Source organism: Myroides oncorhynchi, from assembly GCF_020905415.1.
GTDB lineage: Bacteria > Bacteroidota > Bacteroidia > Flavobacteriales > Flavobacteriaceae > Flavobacterium > Flavobacterium oncorhynchi_A.
Genome location: NZ_JAJJMP010000001.1, coordinates 3,206,974 through 3,228,281, shown reverse-complemented (window position 1 = coordinate 3,228,281; position 21,308 = coordinate 3,206,974). Strand labels below are relative to the sequence as shown.

23 protein-coding genes are annotated in these 21,308 nt (G+C 33.1%); 9 read left to right on the top strand and 14 right to left on the bottom strand.

What is annotated here, in order from left to right; translation table 11 throughout:
• Positions 1–146 precede the first annotated feature (146 nt).
• Complete coding sequence (locus LNQ81_RS13970) at positions 147–1,394, top strand: MFS transporter (protein WP_229947748.1); 1,248 nt, start codon at positions 147–149, stop codon at positions 1,392–1,394.
• Positions 1,395–1,490: 96 nt separating this feature from the next.
• Here the strand turns inward: LNQ81_RS13970 and LNQ81_RS13965 are convergent, their stop codons facing one another.
• The 11 genes from LNQ81_RS13965 to LNQ81_RS13915 form a co-directional block, all read right to left on the bottom strand.
• Positions 1,491–1,760: an SWEET family sugar transporter gene (locus LNQ81_RS13965; RefSeq protein ID WP_229947747.1), complete on the bottom strand. Its 270-nt coding sequence runs from the start codon at positions 1,758–1,760 to the stop codon at positions 1,491–1,493.
• A gap of 358 nt (positions 1,761–2,118) precedes the next feature.
• On the bottom strand, positions 2,119–2,277 hold the full coding sequence (locus tag LNQ81_RS13960; RefSeq protein ID WP_229947745.1) for a hypothetical protein: 159 nt from the start codon (positions 2,275–2,277) through the stop codon (positions 2,119–2,121).
• A 310-nt stretch (positions 2,278–2,587) separates the two neighbouring features.
• Positions 2,588–2,800, bottom strand: a complete 213-nt coding sequence (locus LNQ81_RS13955; protein WP_229947744.1) for an SMI1/KNR4 family protein — start codon at positions 2,798–2,800, stop codon at positions 2,588–2,590.
• Between the two features lie 198 nt (positions 2,801–2,998).
• Positions 2,999–3,676, bottom strand: a complete 678-nt coding sequence (locus tag LNQ81_RS13950) for a hypothetical protein (protein ID WP_229947743.1) — start codon at positions 3,674–3,676, stop codon at positions 2,999–3,001.
• A 113-nt stretch (positions 3,677–3,789) separates the two neighbouring features.
• The gene (locus LNQ81_RS13945) at positions 3,790–4,437 is read right to left on the bottom strand and encodes a DUF4240 domain-containing protein (RefSeq protein ID WP_229947742.1); all 648 of its coding nucleotides are present in this window, start codon (positions 4,435–4,437) and stop codon (positions 3,790–3,792) included.
• Positions 4,438–4,481: 44 nt separating this feature from the next.
• Complete coding sequence (locus LNQ81_RS13940; RefSeq protein WP_229947741.1) at positions 4,482–5,066, bottom strand: LURP-one-related family protein; 585 nt, start codon at positions 5,064–5,066, stop codon at positions 4,482–4,484.
• Positions 5,067–5,169: 103 nt separating this feature from the next.
• On the bottom strand, positions 5,170–6,459 hold the full coding sequence (gene kynU / locus LNQ81_RS13935) for a kynureninase (RefSeq protein ID WP_229947740.1): 1,290 nt from the start codon (positions 6,457–6,459) through the stop codon (positions 5,170–5,172).
• Between the two features lie 160 nt (positions 6,460–6,619).
• Positions 6,620–7,564: a hypothetical protein gene (locus tag LNQ81_RS13930; protein ID WP_229947739.1), complete on the bottom strand. Its 945-nt coding sequence runs from the start codon at positions 7,562–7,564 to the stop codon at positions 6,620–6,622.
• Between the two features lie 57 nt (positions 7,565–7,621).
• Complete coding sequence (locus LNQ81_RS13925) at positions 7,622–8,626, bottom strand: metal-dependent hydrolase (RefSeq protein WP_229947737.1); 1,005 nt, start codon at positions 8,624–8,626, stop codon at positions 7,622–7,624.
• 306 nt (positions 8,627–8,932) lie between these two features.
• Positions 8,933–9,412 carry an Lrp/AsnC family transcriptional regulator gene (locus tag LNQ81_RS13920; RefSeq protein WP_006258948.1) on the bottom strand — a complete coding sequence of 160 codons (480 nt, stop codon included), beginning with the start codon at positions 9,410–9,412 and terminating at the stop codon, positions 8,933–8,935.
• Positions 9,413–9,500: 88 nt separating this feature from the next.
• Positions 9,501–10,652, bottom strand: coding sequence for a M14 family metallopeptidase (locus LNQ81_RS13915; protein ID WP_229947735.1), 1,152 nt, complete (start codon positions 10,650–10,652; stop codon positions 9,501–9,503).
• A gap of 303 nt (positions 10,653–10,955) precedes the next feature.
• Here LNQ81_RS13915 and LNQ81_RS13910 point away from each other — a divergent pair, with 303 nt between their 5' ends.
• The 6 genes from LNQ81_RS13910 to LNQ81_RS13885 all read left to right on the top strand — a co-directional run bounded on the left by LNQ81_RS13910 (position 10,956) and on the right by LNQ81_RS13885 (position 15,890).
• Positions 10,956–11,468, top strand: a complete 513-nt coding sequence (locus LNQ81_RS13910; RefSeq protein WP_229947733.1) for a helix-turn-helix transcriptional regulator — start codon at positions 10,956–10,958, stop codon at positions 11,466–11,468.
• Positions 11,469–11,753: 285 nt separating this feature from the next.
• Positions 11,754–12,422 (top strand): spermidine synthase, encoded by a 669-nt coding sequence (locus LNQ81_RS13905; RefSeq protein ID WP_229947732.1) that lies wholly within the window; start codon positions 11,754–11,756, stop codon positions 12,420–12,422.
• Between the two features lie 89 nt (positions 12,423–12,511).
• Complete coding sequence (locus tag LNQ81_RS13900; RefSeq protein ID WP_229947730.1) at positions 12,512–13,627, top strand: N-acetyltransferase; 1,116 nt, start codon at positions 12,512–12,514, stop codon at positions 13,625–13,627.
• Positions 13,628–14,030: 403 nt separating this feature from the next.
• Positions 14,031–14,474: a GNAT family N-acetyltransferase gene (locus LNQ81_RS13895; protein ID WP_229947728.1), complete on the top strand. Its 444-nt coding sequence runs from the start codon at positions 14,031–14,033 to the stop codon at positions 14,472–14,474.
• A gap of 3 nt (positions 14,475–14,477) precedes the next feature.
• Positions 14,478–15,548, top strand: coding sequence for an alanine racemase (locus tag LNQ81_RS13890; protein ID WP_229947726.1), 1,071 nt, complete (start codon positions 14,478–14,480; stop codon positions 15,546–15,548).
• 105 nt (positions 15,549–15,653) lie between these two features.
• Positions 15,654–15,890 carry a Sec-independent protein translocase subunit TatA/TatB gene (locus tag LNQ81_RS13885; protein ID WP_121964682.1) on the top strand — a complete coding sequence of 79 codons (237 nt, stop codon included), beginning with the start codon at positions 15,654–15,656 and terminating at the stop codon, positions 15,888–15,890.
• Between the two features lie 53 nt (positions 15,891–15,943).
• Here the strand turns inward: LNQ81_RS13885 and LNQ81_RS13880 are convergent, their stop codons facing one another.
• Both LNQ81_RS13880 and LNQ81_RS13875 read right to left on the bottom strand, forming a co-directional pair.
• Positions 15,944–16,627, bottom strand: coding sequence for a phosphoribosylaminoimidazolesuccinocarboxamide synthase (locus LNQ81_RS13880; protein WP_229947724.1), 684 nt, complete (start codon positions 16,625–16,627; stop codon positions 15,944–15,946).
• Between the two features lie 145 nt (positions 16,628–16,772).
• Positions 16,773–17,510, bottom strand: a complete 738-nt coding sequence (locus LNQ81_RS13875) for an OmpA family protein (protein ID WP_229947723.1) — start codon at positions 17,508–17,510, stop codon at positions 16,773–16,775.
• Between the two features lie 420 nt (positions 17,511–17,930).
• Here LNQ81_RS13875 and LNQ81_RS13870 point away from each other — a divergent pair, with 420 nt between their 5' ends.
• Entirely contained in the window at positions 17,931–18,173 is a 243-nt protein-coding gene (locus tag LNQ81_RS13870; RefSeq protein ID WP_229947721.1) for a hypothetical protein, read from the top strand.
• 284 nt (positions 18,174–18,457) lie between these two features.
• Positions 18,458–19,870 (top strand): MocR-like pyridoxine biosynthesis transcription factor PdxR, encoded by a 1,413-nt coding sequence (gene pdxR / locus LNQ81_RS13865; RefSeq protein WP_229947719.1) that lies wholly within the window; start codon positions 18,458–18,460, stop codon positions 19,868–19,870.
• Positions 19,871–19,911: 41 nt separating this feature from the next.
• On the opposite strand, the gene LNQ81_RS13860 is transcribed toward pdxR, so the two are convergent.
• The gene (locus LNQ81_RS13860; protein WP_229947717.1) at positions 19,912–20,946 is read right to left on the bottom strand and encodes an LLM class flavin-dependent oxidoreductase; all 1,035 of its coding nucleotides are present in this window, start codon (positions 20,944–20,946) and stop codon (positions 19,912–19,914) included.
• Positions 20,947–21,308 lie beyond the last annotated feature (362 nt).

The following is a 21,308-nucleotide window of genomic DNA, read 5'->3' as shown; positions in this document are numbered from 1 at the left end:
GCATTTTGCTAATTTAGAATATATTAAAAACTCTTTATACTTCAAACATAGAGTTTGCAACATTCCCAGTAGATTACAACGAGTTATTTAATGCTATATCTTCAATCTATTATCAATTCTAATAGCATTGTATTTTAAACAATAATATGAGTAACACAATAAAAATTCAGACATTTAGTAGTTATGAGAAATTTGTAATTTTCATTTTAGCTATTACACAGTTTACCGTTATTTTAGATTTTATGGTTATGGCTCCTTTAGGAGATCTACTGCTAAAAAGTCTTTCTATGAGTACCAAGGACTTTGGGATAGCTGTATCCGCTTATGCCTTTAGTGCAGGAGCAGCAGGATTACTTACAGCAGGATTCGCTGATAAATATGACCGTAAGAAACTATTGTTATTCTTCTATATCGGTTTTATCATAGGCACGTTATTGTGTGGATTAGCTAACTCCTATATAACCTTAGTGCTAGCCCGTATATTCACAGGACTATTTGGCGGTGTGATCGGTTCTATCTCTATGGCTATTATCACAGATATCTTCTCTTTAAAGCAGAGAGGTCGAGTAATGGGTTTTGTGCAAATGGGTTTTGGAGCAAGTCAAGTATTAGGTATTCCAATAGGACTATATATCGCTAACAAATGGTATTGGGAAGCACCTTTCTTTATGATTGTAGGCTTATCAGTAATCATCGCTATGGCAATAGGTCTATATTTAAAACCTGTAAATGAACACCTAAATACACAACCTCAGAAGAAAGCTATCGCTCACTTATGGCATACTGTTAAGAATAAAGATTACCGCATCGGATTTATGTCTATCACCATGTTATCTGTAGGGGGATTTATGATGATGCCATTCGGAACAATCTTCGCGGTCAATAACCTCGGTGTGCATCCTGACCAACTGCCTATTATGTTTATGATATCAGGCGTAGCTTCACTAACGCTAATGCCTTTTATAGGTCGCCTAAGTGATAGAGTGAGCAAGTTTAAGTTATTTGCTGTTGCTTCTATATGGTTAATGACCGTATGTGTGGTATATACTAATCTATTTCACATTCCATTTTGGCTAGTGATTGCTATCAATATCTTAATGATGATCGGTATTATGAGTCGTATGGTACCATCTTCTGCCTTAAATAGTGCTGTGCCAGACACACAAGATAGAGGAGCATATATGAGTATTACTTCTTCTTTGCAACAGATATCAGGTGGTATAGCTGCTGCTATAGCAGGTATGATTGTTTATCAAGAACACGAGAATAGCCCACTGATCAACTATGATATTGTTGCTTATGTATTAGTAGGAGTATCTATATTAAGTATTATCTTAATGAGTAGAGTCAATAAATTGGTTCAAAAGAGGTATGTAGTAGTGGACAATGATTAATAAACAGTGTCACACAATAATACCAAAACTCTATAAATAAATATAAAAGGGAAATACAGTTAAGTTTATTTCCCTTTTATATTGTCTCTACTTCCCTTATACTAAAGCTGTAATACAAGCAAACAATCCAAACAATACCCCTGGAGCATTGGCTAGTGCAATAGGCCAATCTTTTTTCTTAAAGCCATACATCACCCACAAGGTGCAGTTAATCGCTGCAACTAAAGGCTGAATATAATCACTCTTATTTCCGTTTAGATTACCAATAATCTGAGGAATATAGGATACATACATCGCCATAGCCATCACTGTAGCAACAATGCCTAATATTCTAATAAACTTAGTGTCTTGTGTTGCTTGTGCCATAGTAAAAATGATTAAGTATATCACAATTTACAAAAAACAAACAGAACACACTAACTAACAGCTGTTTATTATGGTGGACTGATTGCTAATCGCTCTTGGTCTTCTTCATCAGCATCTACTTATGTCACCAGTGTCCAAACACTAGGTGTTGTCTTAAAATAACCAGCTAATAGACCTTCTTGTTTCTATCCTGACCATGATTCTTCTTAGACAAGTAAGAAAGCCTGTAGAATATCTATCAAATAATAGGGGCATCTATACTATCCATTATCCTGAAGTATTCATCCTCTATAGGTCTGTATACTTCTTCCCATGGTACAATAATCTCAGGGATATATTCTTGTATCTCTACATACCTTCAGTTAGCAGGATAATACCCCCTAGCCTTATTGATCTGATCTGTATCAAAGCTAAGTAATATATACCCATAGAAAGAATGGTAGTTATAGGCGAATAAACAGAACTGCTCTTCTTTTAATGTTGAATCAGCGATTAGCTTTATAGACTTGTTTGTCAATAAATACACTGTTTGTTCAAAATTGATACTCCTTCTGAAATGCACTCCAACTAAGTGTTTCTGCCATTGTTTTTTCTATTTATTAATATGTCCATTTATTGACTATATCCTCTGTCCAACGGATGGTCTGTTTCCGATCAATATCACCAAACAGGTCTGTTTGTGCTAGTATTAAACAGCATTTAAGATAACCCTCAAAGTCAAGGAAGAACTTTATTATATAAGGTCGAGTATCGTATCGTGATCAAAGTAATAAATCTGCTTGGTATTTTTATAAAAACAAAACATATTACAATTACCTAAATAATCGCTAAAAGTTATCAAATAAGGTAACACCTAAATCTTGGTCCATACTGTGGATCAGGTGCCATATTTTTTCTAAATATTCTATCTCTTTTAATTCCATAAGTTCTTCTCCTATACCAGCTACCCCAAACACAAGATAGAACTGCTTTAGAGAAACAGGTAAAGTAGTTTCTAGTCTTTTTTCTAGTTCTTCTATCTCTGGTTTTGTACAAGGCACAGCACTTGCTTTACTCCAATTATAAGCTAAAGATTCTATGATTAACCTTGTATTTACTTCCCATTGTGGATCACCTAGATGCTTAAACGCAATGATAACATCTTGTTTCTTATTTGCCTCTATTTATTCCATATTAAAAAATTCAAAAACAACTAGAATAAAGCAACTTAAGGATTCTATATAAAGTGATACTTTATATTAAAAATACCAGTTCCACTCCTGCCCTTTGCTTAAATATTGATTGATTAAATATAAGAATACAGCTTCTTCACTGCGATATTCGACTAAGTATTTGTTCCAAGTATTGTTACTTAGCTCTACCTTGTTTTTCTCGCTATCCTGATATTCCCAGGCACCGAAAATATTCTTTTTAAACAAGGCTGATTCCCTACCTGATTTATAGTTATAGGTTCCTAATATATCTTTACCGATTGTCCTTTTGATTTGTCTAGATTTGTCTTCGTATACTTTATTTCCAAAGAAGTCTGTACTATACTCTACTTTATTTCCTCTGTTATCTTCAATAATCGTTTTACCTGAGAAGTCTATTTTATAACCTGCTTCGTAGCCTAATACATTTTTAAATCTAGCAACGTGATCTACTAAGAATAACTTTCTTTTTTCCTCTTGATCTAGTAGTTCAGGATACTCTTTCTCGACATATTCTTTTGAGTATTCTACTTTATTACTTCTATTATCAGAAAAGACAAAGCCTTCAAAGAAGCTCTTCTCTAGTTTTGCTGAATAGCCATAATGATAATAGGTTAGATTATTCTTATAATCCACATCTATCTTCTGGGCTTTAATAGAACCTCCAGTAAGTAAAGTAGTAGATAACAATAAGATACCGAATAGTGTTTTAAAAGGTTGTGTCATATATAGTGTTCTTTTACAAAACTAGGTTAAGGTAATAAATACTTGGCTTTAGTGCTAAAAAAAAGTTTAAGGATTTCCTTAAACTTTTTTTTAATTTATCTAGCAAAAAGGAACTATTCTTCAACATCTGAGCGAACATCACAAATCTCTTCGACCAAGTCTGGGTACATTTTTTGTAATTCTGTTCCGCCTTTTACTTCTCTATTCATCTTTACCTCTGCATCATCATAATTAACCACTTCAGGGAACGTCTCATAGATAGCATCTCTAATTTCTTCTGATTCATCTACACCATTCATCTCTTCATTAGCTAAATCCGCTACATATAACAACTCTTCTCCATCACAATCGCCAATATCAAAGCTATAGTCTCCATTAACGAACTCCTGGATATCTTTTGTTATTGCATCTACAAAGTCTTTACCTTTAAGTAATAACCAACATCTAAAGTAAATAAAAGCATCGTCAGAGATAGTATCGTCAAAATCTATAACTCCCTCTGCTACATCAAAATCATTATTTAAGATAATATATAACTCTGCTACTTCTGCTGTATATAATTTATGCAATTGTTGTTGCATCACTTTTTCAAAAACAATTAGGTGATTCTTATCTGTTTTGCTCAACTGCTCTATCATCTGATCAATATGCTCATCCTGATCATAGTCTTCCCAGTTACAGTCTTTCTCATTATTTGATTGTTCAATTACCTTCCAGAAGAAGTTATCTTGTTCTTGTTGTGTTGCATTGATAATATCCATACCGATATATATTAAGTTTTTTATGTTCTTTAAATTTAGATAAATTATTTAGTATAATCTATTTTTACTACTTTATTATTAGGCTTCCACTCTTGATCAAAACGCCTCTTTTGAAGGAAAACATTACCTACATCAATATTAATCAATCCTTTATCCCCTGATCTAAAAGTATAATTATCATAAGCTAGACAACAGGCAATCAATACTTGCTCATTAGCATCGTCATTCGCTATGATTTGGTAATTATCACCCGCAAACCAAGAAACAGCTGCTTTATCCCACCATGCTATCTGCTTGCCATTCTCAAAAACAGAACATTTGCGTCCACGATGAGGATAGATATCATATACTTTATGATGATAGGTACATTGATAATGTGTCTTCCAGTAAGATTTCATCTCTAGCACTGCTTTTTTTCCACCCTTGTCAGTCAAAACATAAGTAGGATACACAAAAGCAAACTTTTTCTTTATCACAAAGGCTTGTTGCTTTGTTTTATCAGAAAACAAATGAATCTCTGCAAATAACTTGAATAGTTTCTGCTCTCCAAAGTATTTCTTCTCCTTATTAATGAAGATATCATACTTGCTGCCGATAGAGATTTTATGTTGATTAATATCTATAACCATCTCGTATAAGTAAATATTGTAGTAAAATTAACGATAAAAAGCCTTTAAACACTAAGTTTTAAAGGCTTTTTTATCCGTATCTATTTAGTGGTAATATCTTTACTTAGATAACTATCGCTCTTTCAGTACTAAAGTCATTCCATTCCTTATTTTCCCCAATTATCTCTAATGTTTCTATCAAGTGATATACTTCTTGATATGAATTATAAAGAGCTACTGGAGCTAATCGAATAACATTAGGTTCTCTATAATCAGGTATAATATTGTGCTTTTTTAAAGCTAAACAGATGCGATAAGCTTCATCGTGTACTAAGGCTACATGTCCTGCTCGTTTAGCATCCTCTGTTTCGTTATTATATGAGTATCCATAAGCACTTAGACGCCTATCTATTAGATACATCATATAGGCTGTAAGATTAAGAGATTTGGCTCTTATATTCTCCATTCCAGCCTCTTCGTATATATCTAACACTCCCTCTAAAGGTGCCATAGAAAGAATATTAGGTGTTCCTGTTTGGTATGCTGTAACATCTAAAGCTTGATCAAACTGATGCTTTAATTGAAACTGAGTTTCATCCTTGTTTCCAAACCAACCAGCCAAACCAACTTGTTTATCGAAGTGTTTCTTATTGACATAAATACCTGCTGTCGAACCAGGTCCTGCTGATAGATATTTATAATTACACCATACAGCAAAATCAGGTTGAATGGCTTGAAAATCATGAGCTACAGCTCCTATAGAGTGACATAAGTCAAATCCTATATAGATACCTCTCTTATGAGCTTCTACAGTTAAGCGTTCCATGTCTAAGAGCTGTGAGCTGCGGTATAACACAGAAGGCAATAAGATAACTGCCACATCCTCTGTCATTGCTTCTATTATAGCATTCTGATCTATAAATACTCCGCTATGACTATTGACTACTTTGACTACCTGGTCTACATTCATTCCCTTTAATAACACTTGACTATCTATAGCATAGCGATCTGTAGGAAAATTCAAATCGTCTATTAAAATCTTATAGCGCTCTTTAGTAGGCTTCCAGAAAGTAGCTATTGCTTGATGAATATTCATTGTAGTGTTAGCTGTAATCATTACTTCATTTTCTCCAGCATTGATTAGTTTTCCTACGCGCCCCCCGAGGTTCTTTCCGTAATTAAAGTAATGCCCATCATCTTCATTCCAAATCAAAATCCCTTGGCTCTTCCATACCTCCATTACCTTTAACAATGCTTTTTCTGCATCTACAGAAGCTAACCCTAGCGAATTGCCATCCATATACACCTTGTGATCAGCTAATGGATAGAATCTATCTTTAAACGTTCGTAAAATATCTTGTTGATCTAAAGCTCTTGCTTGTTCTATACCTAGTGTAAAATCTTTATTTGCCATATTATACTTCTTATCAAATTATTTGCAACAATAGCAAGTAACAACTAAGTTTTTAAATCAATCAGTTGATTTGTGTCTAAAACTGAAACATAAATAACTGTTTTTGTCTCTTAATGAAAATTAAATCAAAAAAAGAGCTACTAATTGTTCTTTTTCTTATCTAAGATTGTAATAATTCTCTGTGTTTATTTAAATAGGTAGTCCTCTGTATTTCTCCTGATTGACTAATCAGTGTTGAGGTACGCTTGATGACTTGTAGTCGATGTGTCTGTGCTTGGTTAAATGTTCGGTCAAAGGAAAGCAGTGTATTGGGGTAATTTAAATCTAAAACTGTTGCTTCTAATCCATCTGAGACCAAACATGTATGTGATAACTCTAGTGCCAAATGAGAGATATATAGCTCTATTTTCTTTCCTTTATACTCTCCTGTACTTCCTATATCACGGATTAAATCTAATATCTCAGCTATCTCTGCGATCAGTACATTCTTGTTTTCTAAGGATAACATATCTGTCTTATAGAAGTACTCTATATCATAAAGCATCCCCGTTAACAGTTCTGGCCCTAGATAAAGGACAATATTAAACTGTTGTATCGCCTTCCAATAAGCGTCTTGAACCTTCTTCAAGCTAGGCAACAACTCTATCTGGTCAAATACTTTAGGGCTACTCACACCTTGATTGAGTTGTAACTTCATTAAACGCAGTTTCATCAATCCACTAGATCCAAAATAAAGTAGTTCTGGCAACTCTTTACTCACCATTAGCAAGGAATGTTTACTTTTAGATTCAAATCCCTCTAAAACGTTTAATTCAGCTTCTAACTTCTTAGAATAGCCATCTACTACGTTGTTCTCCTTTATTATACGCAGATTACAAGTGACTTTCTCTCCTGCTTCTCGAATAACTAAAGAAGTTAGATTAATATTCAATGCCTTAGAGATATGAACTACCTCAGACAAGGTAAACTCTACCTCACATCTTATCCTTCTATAACAAGCTTCTTTACTCAGATGTACTAGATCAGAGAGAAAGTCTACGAGCTTTACCCCTTCAGGGAGTTGCTCAGAGATAATATTAATAAAATGTTTTTGGTATGAACTCATAAATAAAAGTTATTGAAAATCACAAGGACAATAAGGCAAATAATAACGTCTAAGAAGCTATTTCCCCTGAAGACGTATCCAAAGCTTCTTTAGCAATAGAAGTCCGTCTTTTCGCTCCTTTTTAACCTCTTCTGCTTGTAACTCTCCTTTGTCATCTAAATAAAAGCGATAACTAAAAGCAAACTGTACTTCTTCTCCTTCATTTTTAAGTAATCCGAAACGCAAATCATTAAAGTAAATACCCTCATTCTTTTCTGAGAAAGTATAGTATCCTTCACTTATCTTAATCAATCTTATAATTAAAGGATGATTCTCTAACGACTTAATTAAATCGTGGTTCTTTGAAAACTGTTGATATGTAATATCTGATTGATCAAAGAACGAATACTCTCCTATCAGAAAAGAATCTTCAGTCTCTACTATAGCATTCCAAAGAATCGTATTCATAACAGTCGGTTTTACTGACATTTCGGTATATTTCAGACCTTGCTTAGACAAAGAGTCTGTAAAACTATAGAATGCTACTGCTTTTAAAAATAGGGTAACGAACAGATAGAAAGAACTGACATAAAACCCCATACGGTTAAAGAACATCCTTTTGTTCATATCTGTCTTCTCGCGCATCGAACGCACTAAGAAATAAGCAAAAGGTAATGTATATAAGGGATCAATGACAAATATAGATTTAAAGGCAAAAGAGTAATCAAGAGGCCAAAGTAATCGCGTACCCCATGTAGTAAACATATCTAATAAGGCATGTGTAAAAAAGCCCCAGAAAAACAACCAAAATCCTTCTTCGTAAGTCACCTTGTTCTTCTTCTCTATAAAATAAAGAAAATAACCAAAGAGAAGCGCTCCAAAAACAGCGAATATAATAGAATGCGTAAATCCTCTGTGTATCTCTACTGCTGTAATAGGATCAGTAAAAAACATAGACAAAATATCCAAATCAGGTATTGTACCAGCTATAGCGCCATATAGTATAGCTCTATTACCAATCTTTCGCCCTACAACGGCATTACCTACTGCAGCACCTAGTATAATTTGTGTTAAAGAATCCATGTTTTTTTTTCAAAAATACAAATAAAATTAACCAAGAATAAATGATAAAGATATAAACGAAAAGTAATTATATAAAATAGCTCTGGATTAGCAACTAAACCATCTCACAGTATGCTAGCGGAGCTAATGAAAAAGCCATAAAGTAGAATTACTCTGTGGTATTTGGCTAACGCTGATTTTGGGATAAAGAGAAGTATCCCTAGTGTAGTTTACTTGCTAGAGAATATAAGGCAATCCCACAAGGTTGTATAAAAAAAGGCATTCATAATTAAATGAATGCCTTTTTATTATTTTTATCGCCTAATCTTAAAGTTCTTTAAAGATCGTGTGCATTAAGCGTTTTTTATCATTGATACTTTCTTCAAGAGAAATCATTGATTCAGTTCTGTAAACTCCTTCAATATCATCAATCATGTAAATAACTTCTTTTGCATGACGTGTGTTTTTTGCTCTAATTTTACAGAATACATTAAACTTACCTGTAGTAACGTGAGCCACGGTAACGAAAGGAATCTCATTAATACGCTCTAATACAAACTTAGTTTGTGACGTATTATGTAAGAAAATTCCAATGTATGCAATAAATGCATATCCTAATTTTTCGTAGTCTAAAGTTAATGAAGATCCTTGGATAATTCCAGCGTCCTCCATTTTCTTAACACGAACGTGAACAGTACCTGCAGAGATTAATAGTTTCTTTGCTATATCTGTAAAAGGAACTCTCGTATTGTCAATCAACATATCTAAGATTTGGTGATCGATTTCATCTAAACGAAATTTACTCATAAATCAATTATTTATCTTATTATAATCTATAATTCTGTACAATAATACTAAATAAAATTTATATTTTCTGAAAAAAAAACAAACTTTATTATTTTTTTAATAATTCACTAACCATTACACTGTCTATTTCAACATAATCTGTCAATTCCTTATTGATTACTTCACTTACATTAATCAAGTTATCTTTAAAAAAGAGCTCTCTCTTAATAGCGTGATGGACAAATTTACTTTCTTTTTTAAGAATATCAACAATAATAGGATAAAATTTAACACATTCTTTCTCTAATTGCTCTAAATATTGAATTTTCACAATATACTCTTCTCTAGTTTCCTTGCATTTAACGTACTCTATACTAACATCGTTGAAGTTTTTTTCATTTTCTGGAACATTTAAATACGAATCTAAGCTGTTATTAACATAATTCCCCTGATACAATGCATAAACTGCCACAATAAGACTTCTAAAAACAAGCTTACGGCTTATCTCTCGATCATAATCATTAGGATAATGACCTGCTTCAAATAGTATGGTCGGAACACCCTGAGACTGAAAATAATCCCCTATACAGTTCATGTTAAATCCATCGTCAAAACGCCCTACTTGTCCAGGGATAACTTCCTGAAGTTCTTTATTGATCTCCGCGATTAGCTTGATTGCCTCAAGTCTATTTGCATTAATCTCTCTTTCCTCATTATATGATGGAGCCAAAAAAGAGAGCGTAGCGGGCTTACCTGTATCACCTACTCCAAAGATAGTACGCTGATCGTGAAGATTAAAAGCATAATCGGGCTTAAAGTCGTCGAATAACTTTCTTAACAATCTACTTTCTGGCTGAGATAGATCTATAGAATCTCTATTTAAGTCTACTTGATTAGCATTGACACGGGTGTAATTATGTGCTCCATCAGGATTCAAAATAGGCACGATTAAAAAGGTAAACTTACTATGCCAATCCCTTATAAAACTCTCCGTGTTTTCATTCAACATCAATAAGAAATCAAGAACTCCTTTTGTAGTGGTTGATTCGTTACCGTGCATCTGTGACCACATAAAAATACGCGTAGATCCAACACCCCAAGTCACGGTCTTAATCGATCGATCTTCTACAGATTTTCCCCTATCTTCTACCTTAAAGTTTTGATTCAAGTCTTCTAGAAATGGAGTGATATTCTTAAGGGTGACATATCTGCCAAACACATATTTATTGGTATAGTTATTTACTAGAGAAGTATAGTTCATTGTGTATTTATATTTGATATTACAAATGTAAACAACTTATTTTTTACATCTGTAAACACATTGTTTTTTATTTTTGTTTACATCCGTAACCAATATGCACTTACATCTCTACTAGTGATGCTTCAGAAGTTTACATTTATAAACAAGTAATGTCTAATTATTGTATATCAATAAGTTATGTACTTTTATATAAACCTAAACTTTACTATTGTTTACAAGTATAAATATGTATACATTTGTAATATTCTATTCAATATTACATTTGTAAACAATAGAACTATTTACTTTTATAAACAAATTGCCATGGATAACTTTGTAAACAGACTTGAATTTATACTTCACAACTATGACTATACAGCCTCTTCTTTTGCTGACAAGATTGGTGTTCAGAGGTCGAGTTTATCCCACCTCCTGTCAGGTAGAAACAAACCTAGTTTAGATTTTATTCTAAAGATTAACGATGCTTTTTCAGAGCTAAGTTTAGAGTGGCTTCTCAAGGGAACAGGTAATTATTTAGAGAAAGATAACACGACTACGATCACTAAAATTATCCAAACTCCACCCTCTCCTCCTGTTGGAAATCCATATTCAAATGATCTTTTTTCGACAGATGACACTGTCGTTAATTCACCAAAAAAGAAAGAAGAAAACGAACATTTTCACACTGAAATAAAGAGAGAAATTCAAGAGGAAAAAGAAGAGAAAGAAATGGAACAACACTTCTCTAATTTTCCATTTGGATCAAATAAAGGAGACATAGAGCAAGTGGTGATTTTTTATAAAGATGGAACTTTTAGCCAGTTCAAACCTCGTTAGGAATGCACTCTATTTTAACTTATAACAATCTTCTTATACGTCACTATATAAAACAGGGGAAACCCCACCTCCTTTATTTGCTTAAGGAATACGAGCAGATCTATTGAAGTGTTGTTATTGAAAGAGCCTTTCTGAGCAAGCATTGCTCAATAAATCGGCAGTGAAAAAGCAAGAAACCACAAGAATAATAGACTTCCTTAATTAGTTTTTGTTTGTGATGAATATTCTAGGCTTATTCTCTGCAATATTTAATTTATCTTTGATGTTAAAGTTGAGCTAGAAAAAATGATAAAGAGAATACTGAGTTATTTCACCCCTATTATAGAAAAGAGAATCCCGTCTAAAGTCAGTCATCAATTAGAAGTAACCTGGACAGAAGGGCGCTTAGTTGTAGACACTAAACACACCAACTACTCTTATGGCAATTTAGAGAAGGTCTTAAAAAACGGACTTTTATTCATTGGTTTTGAGAAAATCAAACGAATGAATAATGTACTAATTTTAGGCTTAGGTGCAGGCGGTATTTTAAAAACATTGCGCGATGAGGTCAAATATGCTAATCATATCGATAGTGTAGAACTAGATCAAGCTATTCTTTTTGTAGGAAATAAGTACTTTGGTTTACAAGACTATAGTGAGAAGCACACTATCCATAATATGGATGCTTTTGAATTTGTCTTGCGCTCTATAGAACATTATGATCTGATTATCATTGATATCTTTCAAGATGCGAAGATGCCTGCCTTTCTGTTTGAAAGTTATTTTATAGAGAAGATACATACCATATTGAATACTGAGGGTTTTATCCTCTTTAATACCATCGTCCTAAATCAAGAAGATCAAGTGAGAAATCAAAAACTTCATACTCTTTTTCCTCAGGAATACTACTCTATTAGGGCCTATCCTAAACAACAAAAATACAATGAACTTCTTACCATCAAAAAACGAAAGTAAAAGTCTGTTTTAATTACATAAAAACAATAAGCCAATATCACAAATAAGTATCTTTGTAACAACAGTGGTTAATAAAATATCTAGATAAAATGATTGAGATTAGAGAAGCGAAGACAAAGAGTGAAATCATAGAGTTTGTCAAGTTCCCTTTTAAATTATATAAAGACAACAAGTACTGGGTGCCTTCTATGATAAAAGAAGAGGTCAAAAGTTTTGATAAAAACAATGACATTTTCAAGACAGTGGATGTACACTTTTATCTTGCTTATAAAAACAATGAAATCGTAGGTCGAGTAGCTTGTTGTATTAACTGGACCGAAGTCAACGATTTGCACAAACCTAAAGTGCGTTTTGGATGGCTTGAGATGATTGATGATATTACTGTTACCAAAGCATTACTTGATAAGGTAATTGAATTTGGTAAAAGCAAAAACATGGAATATATAGAGGGACCTATGGGATTCTCTAATATGGATAAAGCTGGCATGCTGACTAAGGGATTTGACTATGTAGCTACGATGATTGGGTTATATAATCACCAGTACTACCCTAAGCATCTAGAACAACTAGGTTTTAAGCCTGAAGCAGAATGGATAGAATACAAACTTGATCTAGGACTATACGAAAAGGAGAAGATCAATAAAATGTCTAAACTAGTCAGAGAACGCTATAAAGTAAAAGTTCTGGAATTTCAAACTATTAAAGAGCTGATGCCTTATGTAGATGAGATGTTTGCCTTGCTAAATAAAACGTATGCTGATCTACAGAGCTTCGTCCCTATCGAACCTTTCCAAGTAGAGCACTATAAACAGAAATACTTGAAGTTTATACATCCTGATTATATCTCTTGTATTATGGATGAGCATAATAAGATGATTGCTTTTGCTATCACAATGCCATCTTTCTCTAGAGCATTCCAGAAAGCAAATGGCAAGCTGTTTCCTTTTGGCTTTTGGCATTTACTTCAGGCTGTCAAAAAGAATGACCACGCAGAGTTTTACCTAATCGGCGTAGACCCTGAATATAGAAATAAAGGTGTAACAGCAGTAATATTTGAAGAAATTTACAAATGTTTTACAAAGCATAATATCTCTTTCATAGAAACCAATCCTCTGTTAGTAGAAAACAATAAGATTCAACAACTTTGGAAACAACTAAATCCAGAGATTCACAAAGAAAGAAAAACATATAGATTAGACCTATAATCTATTGATAATAAACAGAGAAAGCTATTCATCTAAGATGAATAGCTTTCTCTGTTTATCTCCACTATTCTTACTAAGCTGTCTCCTTTCTTTGTTAAAAATCACTCCGTTACTTCCCTCTTTTATTTTAAAGAATTATACGTAAATACAACTATATTTCACTGCTCTTTTATCAATAAATTCCTTTTTAATTTGCCAAAACGGCATTGTTTTATTACTTTTACAGAAATCGAATTTATTTAATCAAGCTTATTTAGCTGTTTTATTAGAAGAGATATTCAACAAAAACGACTAATCGTTTTTGTTTTCTTACTTTCAAATCAAAGGTCTAGTACGCACCTTTTCTTTTTTGTCTTCATCTTTGTTTAAAGCCTAAATAAGCATCTAAAAAAACATCATTTTTATGCTTACAATTCATAAAATAGACCAAAGAACATCCGTTACTGACGAGCAAATTAATCAATATATCACCTTTCTACATCAACATCTTGAACAATATGGAGATAAAGAAGAAGATATCAGAAAGGCAATAGACTATGCATTAGCACGAAATAATAAGCCTGGAGGTTTTATACTATCAGCATTTGACCAACAACAGGATATTATTGGTATCGCAGTAGTATTAGATACCCTAATGGATGGCTTCATCCCCGAACATATCTTAGTCTACATCGCTATAGATGCGAGTGTACGTGGTCAAGGACTGGGAAAACAATTACTAGAACGAGTAAAAACAGAAGCCCAAGGTTCGATAGCACTTCATGTTGATAGAGATAATCCTGCTCAAAACCTATACGAAAGATTGGGATTTGAGAAGAAGTATATCGAAATGAGATTAACAAGATAAAAGATGGCTTATATAACCTTAGATAGAAACAAGCTAAAACACAATTACGACAACCTCAGTGTATTATTTGCAAATAATAATACTCAGTGGGCTGTCGTAGGTAAGTTATTATGTGGTAACGAGACTTTCTTAAAGGAAGTTTTAGCGTTAAAACCCAAACAAATATGTGACTCTAGAGTTTCTAATCTAAAGACTATCAAATCTATAGATCCTAATATTGAAACTATTTACATAAAACCTGCTCCTAATGGGAGTATTGATGAGATAGTTGAGTTTGCAGATATCAGCTTTAATACAGAACTAGAAACCATAAAACTACTGTCTAAAGAAGCTATCAAACAGGGTAAGATACACCAGATAGTCATTATGGTAGAATTAGGCGAACTGCGAGAGGGAGTCTTAAGAGATGATTTAATAGACTTCTATCAGCAAGTGTTTACACTACCTGGCATTCAGATTATCGGATTAGGAACTAACCTGACCTGTATGTATGGTGTACTTCCCAATAATGATAAGCTTATACAGTTAGCATTATATAAAGAACTATTAGAGCTAAAGTTTAACCAAAAGATCCCTTATCTATCTGGTGGCGCCTCAGTGACCATTCCTTTGTTGTTAAATGGTAGTCTGCCGTCTGCTATCAATCATTTTCGCATAGGTGAAACCTTATTTATGGGAACTAATGCTTATGATAACACAGAGTATGATGACTATAAGCAAAATGTATTTACCCTACATGCCGAAATAATAGAGCTACACGAGAAGCCCATGATGCCAGATGGAGAAATAGGGCTTAAAATGACAGGAGAAAAAGTAGAACTAGATCCAGAATGGGAGAATAGTGTGAACTATCGAGCTATTATTGATTTAGGATTACTTGACATAGAAGAAGATCACATCACTCCTATTAACAAAAAAATCACTTTCGTAGGGTCTAGTTCAGATATGATGGTTATAGATCTAGCCGATAATCCAGATGGGTTAAAGGTAGGTGATACTATTTCTTTTCACATGAGTTATATGGGAATATTGCGAATAATGAACTCTTATTACATTGATAAAATAGTATTATAGTGAATTATTAATTTGCAAATTCACAATTAAAATAGTGTTAAAAAGTATTTCAATAACCATTCTCTTAATTACATTTGTTTTTCTCAATCAAAATAACTTTGCAATATGATTTCAACAATCATCCCATTAGGAGGGGTAGCTCCATCTGAATTAATAGTTGTTGTTGCAATAGCTTTATTACTTTTTGGAGGTAAGAAAATTCCAGAATTAATGAAAGGACTTGGAACAGGAATTAAAGAATTCAAACAAGCTACTAGAGAAACTAATACAGAAACTGCAATGGCTAAAGAGTCCATTACAGAACCTAAGAAAGTTACAGACACACAAAACGAGTCTGTATAATAGGATTTTAAGCGAAAAAGGGATATTACAGTGTAATATCCCTTTTTATATTTTTATTTTAAGAACTCTTTCTCTAAATCAAGAGGAGCGATATATGTATTGTCTTTATATACTCTCATATTTCCACCTGATATTTCATCGATTAAGATAATCTCATTAGTCGCCTTATCTCTACCGAACTCTAACTTGATATCATATAGCTCTAAGTTCTTAGTAGCTAATTCATCTTTAATGATTTGACAGATTTGTTTTGTGCGTTGTTTAAGGATATTATATTCTTCTTTAGATAATATACCTAACATTTCTAGTGCATCATCAGAGATCGTAGGGTCTGCTCTCTCATCATCTTTGATTGTTACCTCTACGAAACTATCTAATGGCTGTCCTTCTGTGCAGTAAGCCCCATATCTTCTAAAGAAACTACCTACAGCTCTATATCTACAGATTACTTCTAATCCTTTACCGAATGGTGTAGCCTCTTTAACTACCATAGATACTTCATCCAAATCAGCAGATACATAATGCGTCTCCACTTGTTTTTCTGCTAAGACTTCGAAGAAGTGTTTTGTCATTTTCAGACCACTTCTACCTGCTCCGTCTATTGTAAGTCCTACTGTATTTGCGCCTGGGTCAAATACTCCATTCTCTCCAGTTACATCATCTTTAAATTTTAAAAGAACCTGATTATTTGAAAGACTATAAACATCTTTCGTCTTTCCTTGATACTTTAGTGTCATGTTATGTTAGTGTTGTTATTAAAGCTCAAAAGTAAGACAAATGTCCCAACTCTCCTTATTTATTGATAATTTTATTAGTCTATCAGCAAACATAAAAAAAGCTCCAAAACACAATGTCTTGGAGCTTCCTTAAAATAGTATATTATTATATTATATCAAAATCACATCTTCTACTCTCTGCTGCACCACCTTTACTACCCATGCCTTTTGGGGCGATATTACTACCTATAGTCTCTATCCACTTCAATAGTCTTGAAGGATCTATACCTTTCATTATCATATAATTAATCACTCTATCAGCTCTACGATCTGATAACCATTCGTCGTATTTAGCATTCCCTCTAGTATCAAAATAAACGTGAATTCTAACTCTAGCATCGCGATTATTATACATATAAGCTACGATCTGATCTACAGATGCTTTATTATCAGGTGTCAAATAAGAACTATTAAAATCATAGTAAAAAGAAGGTAATGTACTACCATCATAACTAGCTCTAGTTACACTAGTTTGCTCCGATGAGTTAGGCATTCCAGAAGTATATGCTCTATCAGTGCTTCCAGTACTTGCAGTTAGTCCAAAGTTTGCTATAACTCCCTTATCCATTTGATTTATAACTACTTCAGCTTTACTATAACTTTTAGCAGCAGTAGAAACCTTGTGTATATCACTTATTTTCTTCGGTTCAAATGAATATGTCCCATCTGTTAATGTATATACTGTAGCGATTCTCTCGCCTGTATTATTAAAAAACGTTACCTCACCTTCTGTAATTGGAGTATTCGTTTTTTTATCAAAAACTCTTCCTTCTATCTTCTGCGCTGATACAGACACAAAACTCAATAAAGCTACTCCTAAAGTAGTTAAATACAATTTCTTCATATCCTTTTATAGTAAACACAAATCAAATTTGTTAGTTACACAAAGACAAAAATACATATTATTTTATAATTTTTAACACTCCTGTCATTTTATTTAATTCTTTAAGTTTTATTTTATACAATTCATGATTTTAAAGTCGATAATATATCATAATTACACAACAATCTCCACTATACAATAATAAAATATACTAATTTATAAGTTATATAAAATGTTTTAATGTATATAATTCAATTATAATCTATTTTTTAACCATTAAAACCTATTAAAGAACCAACTTTAAATATATCAGAGTAAAAAATCAATAGTCAATCATAATTAATAAAATTAAAACCAATTATAACAAATTAACGACAGTAATACCTGTATTTGTATGATAAATTTGTAATTTCGTTTTTAATAAAAACAAATAAATATCAAATGACTGCCGATCAACTTAATTCTATTGCAGAAAATGCTTTAGAAGAAAAATATACTCTAATAATAACAAAACTACAAGAATCCGCTGCTCAAGGTAAAAATTCATATATAACTGATGATTTACCAGAGCCACTATATCGCAAGCTTACAAATAAAGGATATGTTATAATTCCTATTTTTAAATACAAATACGATTACTTGCTTAGAAAAAAGAAAAAGAAATACTTTATGGTTCAATTCTAAGACAATAACAAACAAACAAAAACTATCGTATCATTAGCTCATATAGTCTTTATACTCAGAATAAATGTTAGATTTTTGATCATGGGAAGTAATCATTGTGTTATTCCTATTTCCTCTCCTTTGTGCTATCCGTTATATGATGGATTTAACTGTATAAATAAGCAATCTAATTGTACCAAAATCAATACTAAGAAATAAATATTCTTAGCATAAGAGCTCATTTTTAACTCGTATATTTGGACTAATATCAATATCATAAATATAAAACAAATTCTAGTCCAGTTATGCTAAGACCATGGCCTCTTCAAATACAGTTAAACAATACAAATAACAAAGCTATCTATCTTCAAATAGCTGATGCAATTATCGAAGCTATTCAGCTTGGCCAATTAAAAGAAGAAGAGGCTCTACCTGGTAGTCGAAAACTAGCAGAGATTATTGGGGTAAATAGAAATACAGTTATAGAAGCATATGACGTACTGCTAAGTGAAGGATGGATAGAGTCTAAGTCGCGCAGTGGGACTTATGTATCTAAATTATCAGGAAAAGAAACAATCAAGAAGAAATCAAAAGAGGTAATCGAGGAGAACAAAAACCAAATCAATTATACCATTATGGTGGATGATGGTAACCCCGATACCTCTATCGCTCCAGTAGAGGAGTTGGCTCGCGCTTATCGCCAAATATTTAAGAGAAAAGGCAAGTGGCAGATGATGGGATATTCTTCTCCATTAGGGTTATATGAGTTTAGAGAACACATCAGTAAGATGCTGAATCACCTAAGAGGAATGCAGGTAACAGCCGAGGAGATCTGTATCTCACGTGGTAGTCAGATGGCGATGTACTTAGTGGCACAAGTACTCCTTAAGCCTAATGATTACGTCATAGTAGAACATCCAGGATATAAAAAAGCATGGAACACATTTGAGCACGCAGGAGCGCAGCTATTATATGCTGATGTAGATAGTCAAGGTATCAATATCAATCAGGTGGAAGATTATCTAAAGAAATACAAGAACATCAAGGCTATTTATCTAACTCCTCATCATCAATACCCTACGACAGCTACATTAAGTTTACAAAGAAGGTATAAACTGATCGAATTATCTAATCAATACAACTTTTCGATTATAGAGGATGATTATGACTATGAGTTTCACTATGGACATAGACCCATTATGCCTATCAGCAGCCTTCCTAATATCGCTAATTATGTGTATATAGGAACATTGAGTAAGGTAGTTGCGCCATCACTTCGTATAGGATATATCGCTACAGATAGCCAGCTAATCGCTAAAATAGGTGAACTTAGAAGCATCATAGATGTACAAGGAGATAATATTATGGAACAAGCTGTACTACAATTAATGGAGGACGGCACAATCCGAAAACACCTCAAAAAAGCACATAATTACTACAAAGACAAAAGAGATCTTACAGCTAACCTATTAGACATACACCTAAAAGACATAGTAGAGCATACCATTGCAGATGGTGGTCTAGCGATATGGCTAGTTCCTCTTAAAAAGATTAAGTGGTCAACTCTAGAAGCGCAACTACAAAAAGAACGCATTAAGATTATGGGACCTAGTAGGTTCTCTTATCTACCTGAACTTCAAGGAATACGTTTTAGTTTCGGGTCTTTAACGACGCAGCAGATAGAAGAGTCTATCTTGATTCTAAAAAAATACTTATAAAAAATCCCCCTTCTAATTTACAGAAGAGGGATAATATAGTATTATTTAGACAATGCCTTTCTAACTTCAGGTGCTACTTTTGTCCCTAATAACTCTATTGATTTCATTTGAGTCAAATGATCTGGTGCACCTAAATCACTGTGTATTAACCATCTTGTCAATCCAAACATCTCTTGGTGATATAATATTTTATCCACTACTTGATTAGGGTCTCCTATAAATAATGCCCCATCTCTACTTCTTCCTCCCTCATATTGCTCATAAGTATAAGGTTGCCATCCACGAGAAGCGCCTATGCGATCCATTTGTTCCTTATATGTAGGATAATACGCTTTAGAGAATGCAGTACCATCTACGCCTATTAATCCGTGTGAATGTGTTGCTACTTGCATTTTGCTAATATCATGTCCAGCATTAATATACTCTGCTTTATAGTAGTCAAAGAAAGGTTTATACTGCTCAGGCATTCCTCCTATAATAGCAAATACCAATGGCAATCCTAGCTTAGCTGCTCTTAACACAGACTCTGGTGTTCCACCAGCTGCTATCCATATATCTAGTGGATTCTCACTTCGGGGGAATACTTCTTGCTCTTTTAAAGAAGGGCGGTGTTTACCTGTCCACGTCAAAGGACCTTCTACCAAGTTAACGTTTAAAAGTAGATTTAATTTCTCTGTAAACAATTCATTGTAATCATTTAAATCATATCCAAACAGTGGAAATGACTCTATAAAACTACCTCTACCTACTGTTATCTCTGCTCTTCCACCAGATAAGGCGTTTATAGAAGAGAATGCTTCATATACACGTACAGGATCATCAGAGCTCAATACTGTTACTGCACTAGTTAGTTTTATATTCTGAGTTACCGTAGCAGCTCCTGCTAATATAATATCAGGTGCCGATACAGCGTAATCCTCGCGATGATGCTCTCCTATTCCGAATACATCTAATCCCACTTCATCCATCAACTTCACTTCTTCTATAATCTCTTTTATACGTTGTCCTGCTAATTGATACTTGTTATTTTGTTTGTCAAATCTTAAATCTCCAAACATGCTTATTCCTATTTCCATATCTTCTTTCTTTAATTTTGTAACTTTCTTATAAACTCTAAACTCCCAAACACTCTTGCTTTGAAGTAGTATAAAATTACAACTTAATAAATGGAGATTGCTTAATGTAGATTAAGAAGTAGACATTCGGTATTATCCAAGTGGTTTACCGCATAGTTGTTAAATATTATTCAACGAATATTACCTAAAACTACTAAAAAGTTAAAAAAGACATTCACTGTCAAACTAATACGCCTAGGATTTTTATTATTTAATTAGAAAAGTATATTGCTTTTAGTATAATTTGAAGATGTAAGCAATATAGATTAACATTCCCTATCTTTTATTCGCAAAAAGCACCCTTTTAATAAGTTTTAGCGTCT

Bases quoted from the DNA above. Each gene is read 5' to 3' on its own strand.
- LNQ81_RS13970 (WP_229947748.1), top strand. From the start codon at position 147: ATGAGTAACACAATAAAAATTCAGACATTTAGTAGTTATGAGAAATTT.
- LNQ81_RS13965 (WP_229947747.1), bottom strand. From the start codon at position 1,760: ATGGCACAAGCAACACAAGACACTAAGTTTATTAGAATATTAGGCATT.
- LNQ81_RS13950 (WP_229947743.1), bottom strand. From the start codon at position 3,676: ATGACACAACCTTTTAAAACACTATTCGGTATCTTATTGTTATCTACT.
- LNQ81_RS13945 (WP_229947742.1), bottom strand. From the start codon at position 4,437: ATGGATATTATCAATGCAACACAACAAGAACAAGATAACTTCTTCTGG.
- LNQ81_RS13940 (WP_229947741.1), bottom strand. From the start codon at position 5,066: ATGGTTATAGATATTAATCAACATAAAATCTCTATCGGCAGCAAGTAT.
- kynU (WP_229947740.1), bottom strand. From the start codon at position 6,459: ATGGCAAATAAAGATTTTACACTAGGTATAGAACAAGCAAGAGCTTTA.
- LNQ81_RS13930 (WP_229947739.1), bottom strand. From the start codon at position 7,564: ATGAGTTCATACCAAAAACATTTTATTAATATTATCTCTGAGCAACTC.
- LNQ81_RS13925 (WP_229947737.1), bottom strand. From the start codon at position 8,626: ATGGATTCTTTAACACAAATTATACTAGGTGCTGCAGTAGGTAATGCC.
- LNQ81_RS13920 (WP_006258948.1), bottom strand. From the start codon at position 9,412: ATGAGTAAATTTCGTTTAGATGAAATCGATCACCAAATCTTAGATATG.
- LNQ81_RS13915 (WP_229947735.1), bottom strand. From the start codon at position 10,652: ATGAACTATACTTCTCTAGTAAATAACTATACCAATAAATATGTGTTT.
- LNQ81_RS13910 (WP_229947733.1), top strand. From the start codon at position 10,956: ATGGATAACTTTGTAAACAGACTTGAATTTATACTTCACAACTATGAC.
- LNQ81_RS13905 (WP_229947732.1), top strand. From the start codon at position 11,754: ATGATAAAGAGAATACTGAGTTATTTCACCCCTATTATAGAAAAGAGA.
- LNQ81_RS13900 (WP_229947730.1), top strand. From the start codon at position 12,512: ATGATTGAGATTAGAGAAGCGAAGACAAAGAGTGAAATCATAGAGTTT.
- LNQ81_RS13895 (WP_229947728.1), top strand. From the start codon at position 14,031: ATGCTTACAATTCATAAAATAGACCAAAGAACATCCGTTACTGACGAG.
- LNQ81_RS13890 (WP_229947726.1), top strand. From the start codon at position 14,478: ATGGCTTATATAACCTTAGATAGAAACAAGCTAAAACACAATTACGAC.
- LNQ81_RS13885 (WP_121964682.1), top strand. From the start codon at position 15,654: ATGATTTCAACAATCATCCCATTAGGAGGGGTAGCTCCATCTGAATTA.
- LNQ81_RS13880 (WP_229947724.1), bottom strand. From the start codon at position 16,627: ATGACACTAAAGTATCAAGGAAAGACGAAAGATGTTTATAGTCTTTCA.
- LNQ81_RS13875 (WP_229947723.1), bottom strand. From the start codon at position 17,510: ATGAAGAAATTGTATTTAACTACTTTAGGAGTAGCTTTATTGAGTTTT.
- LNQ81_RS13870 (WP_229947721.1), top strand. From the start codon at position 17,931: ATGACTGCCGATCAACTTAATTCTATTGCAGAAAATGCTTTAGAAGAA.
- pdxR (WP_229947719.1), top strand. From the start codon at position 18,458: ATGCTAAGACCATGGCCTCTTCAAATACAGTTAAACAATACAAATAAC.
- LNQ81_RS13860 (WP_229947717.1), bottom strand. From the start codon at position 20,946: ATGGAAATAGGAATAAGCATGTTTGGAGATTTAAGATTTGACAAACAA.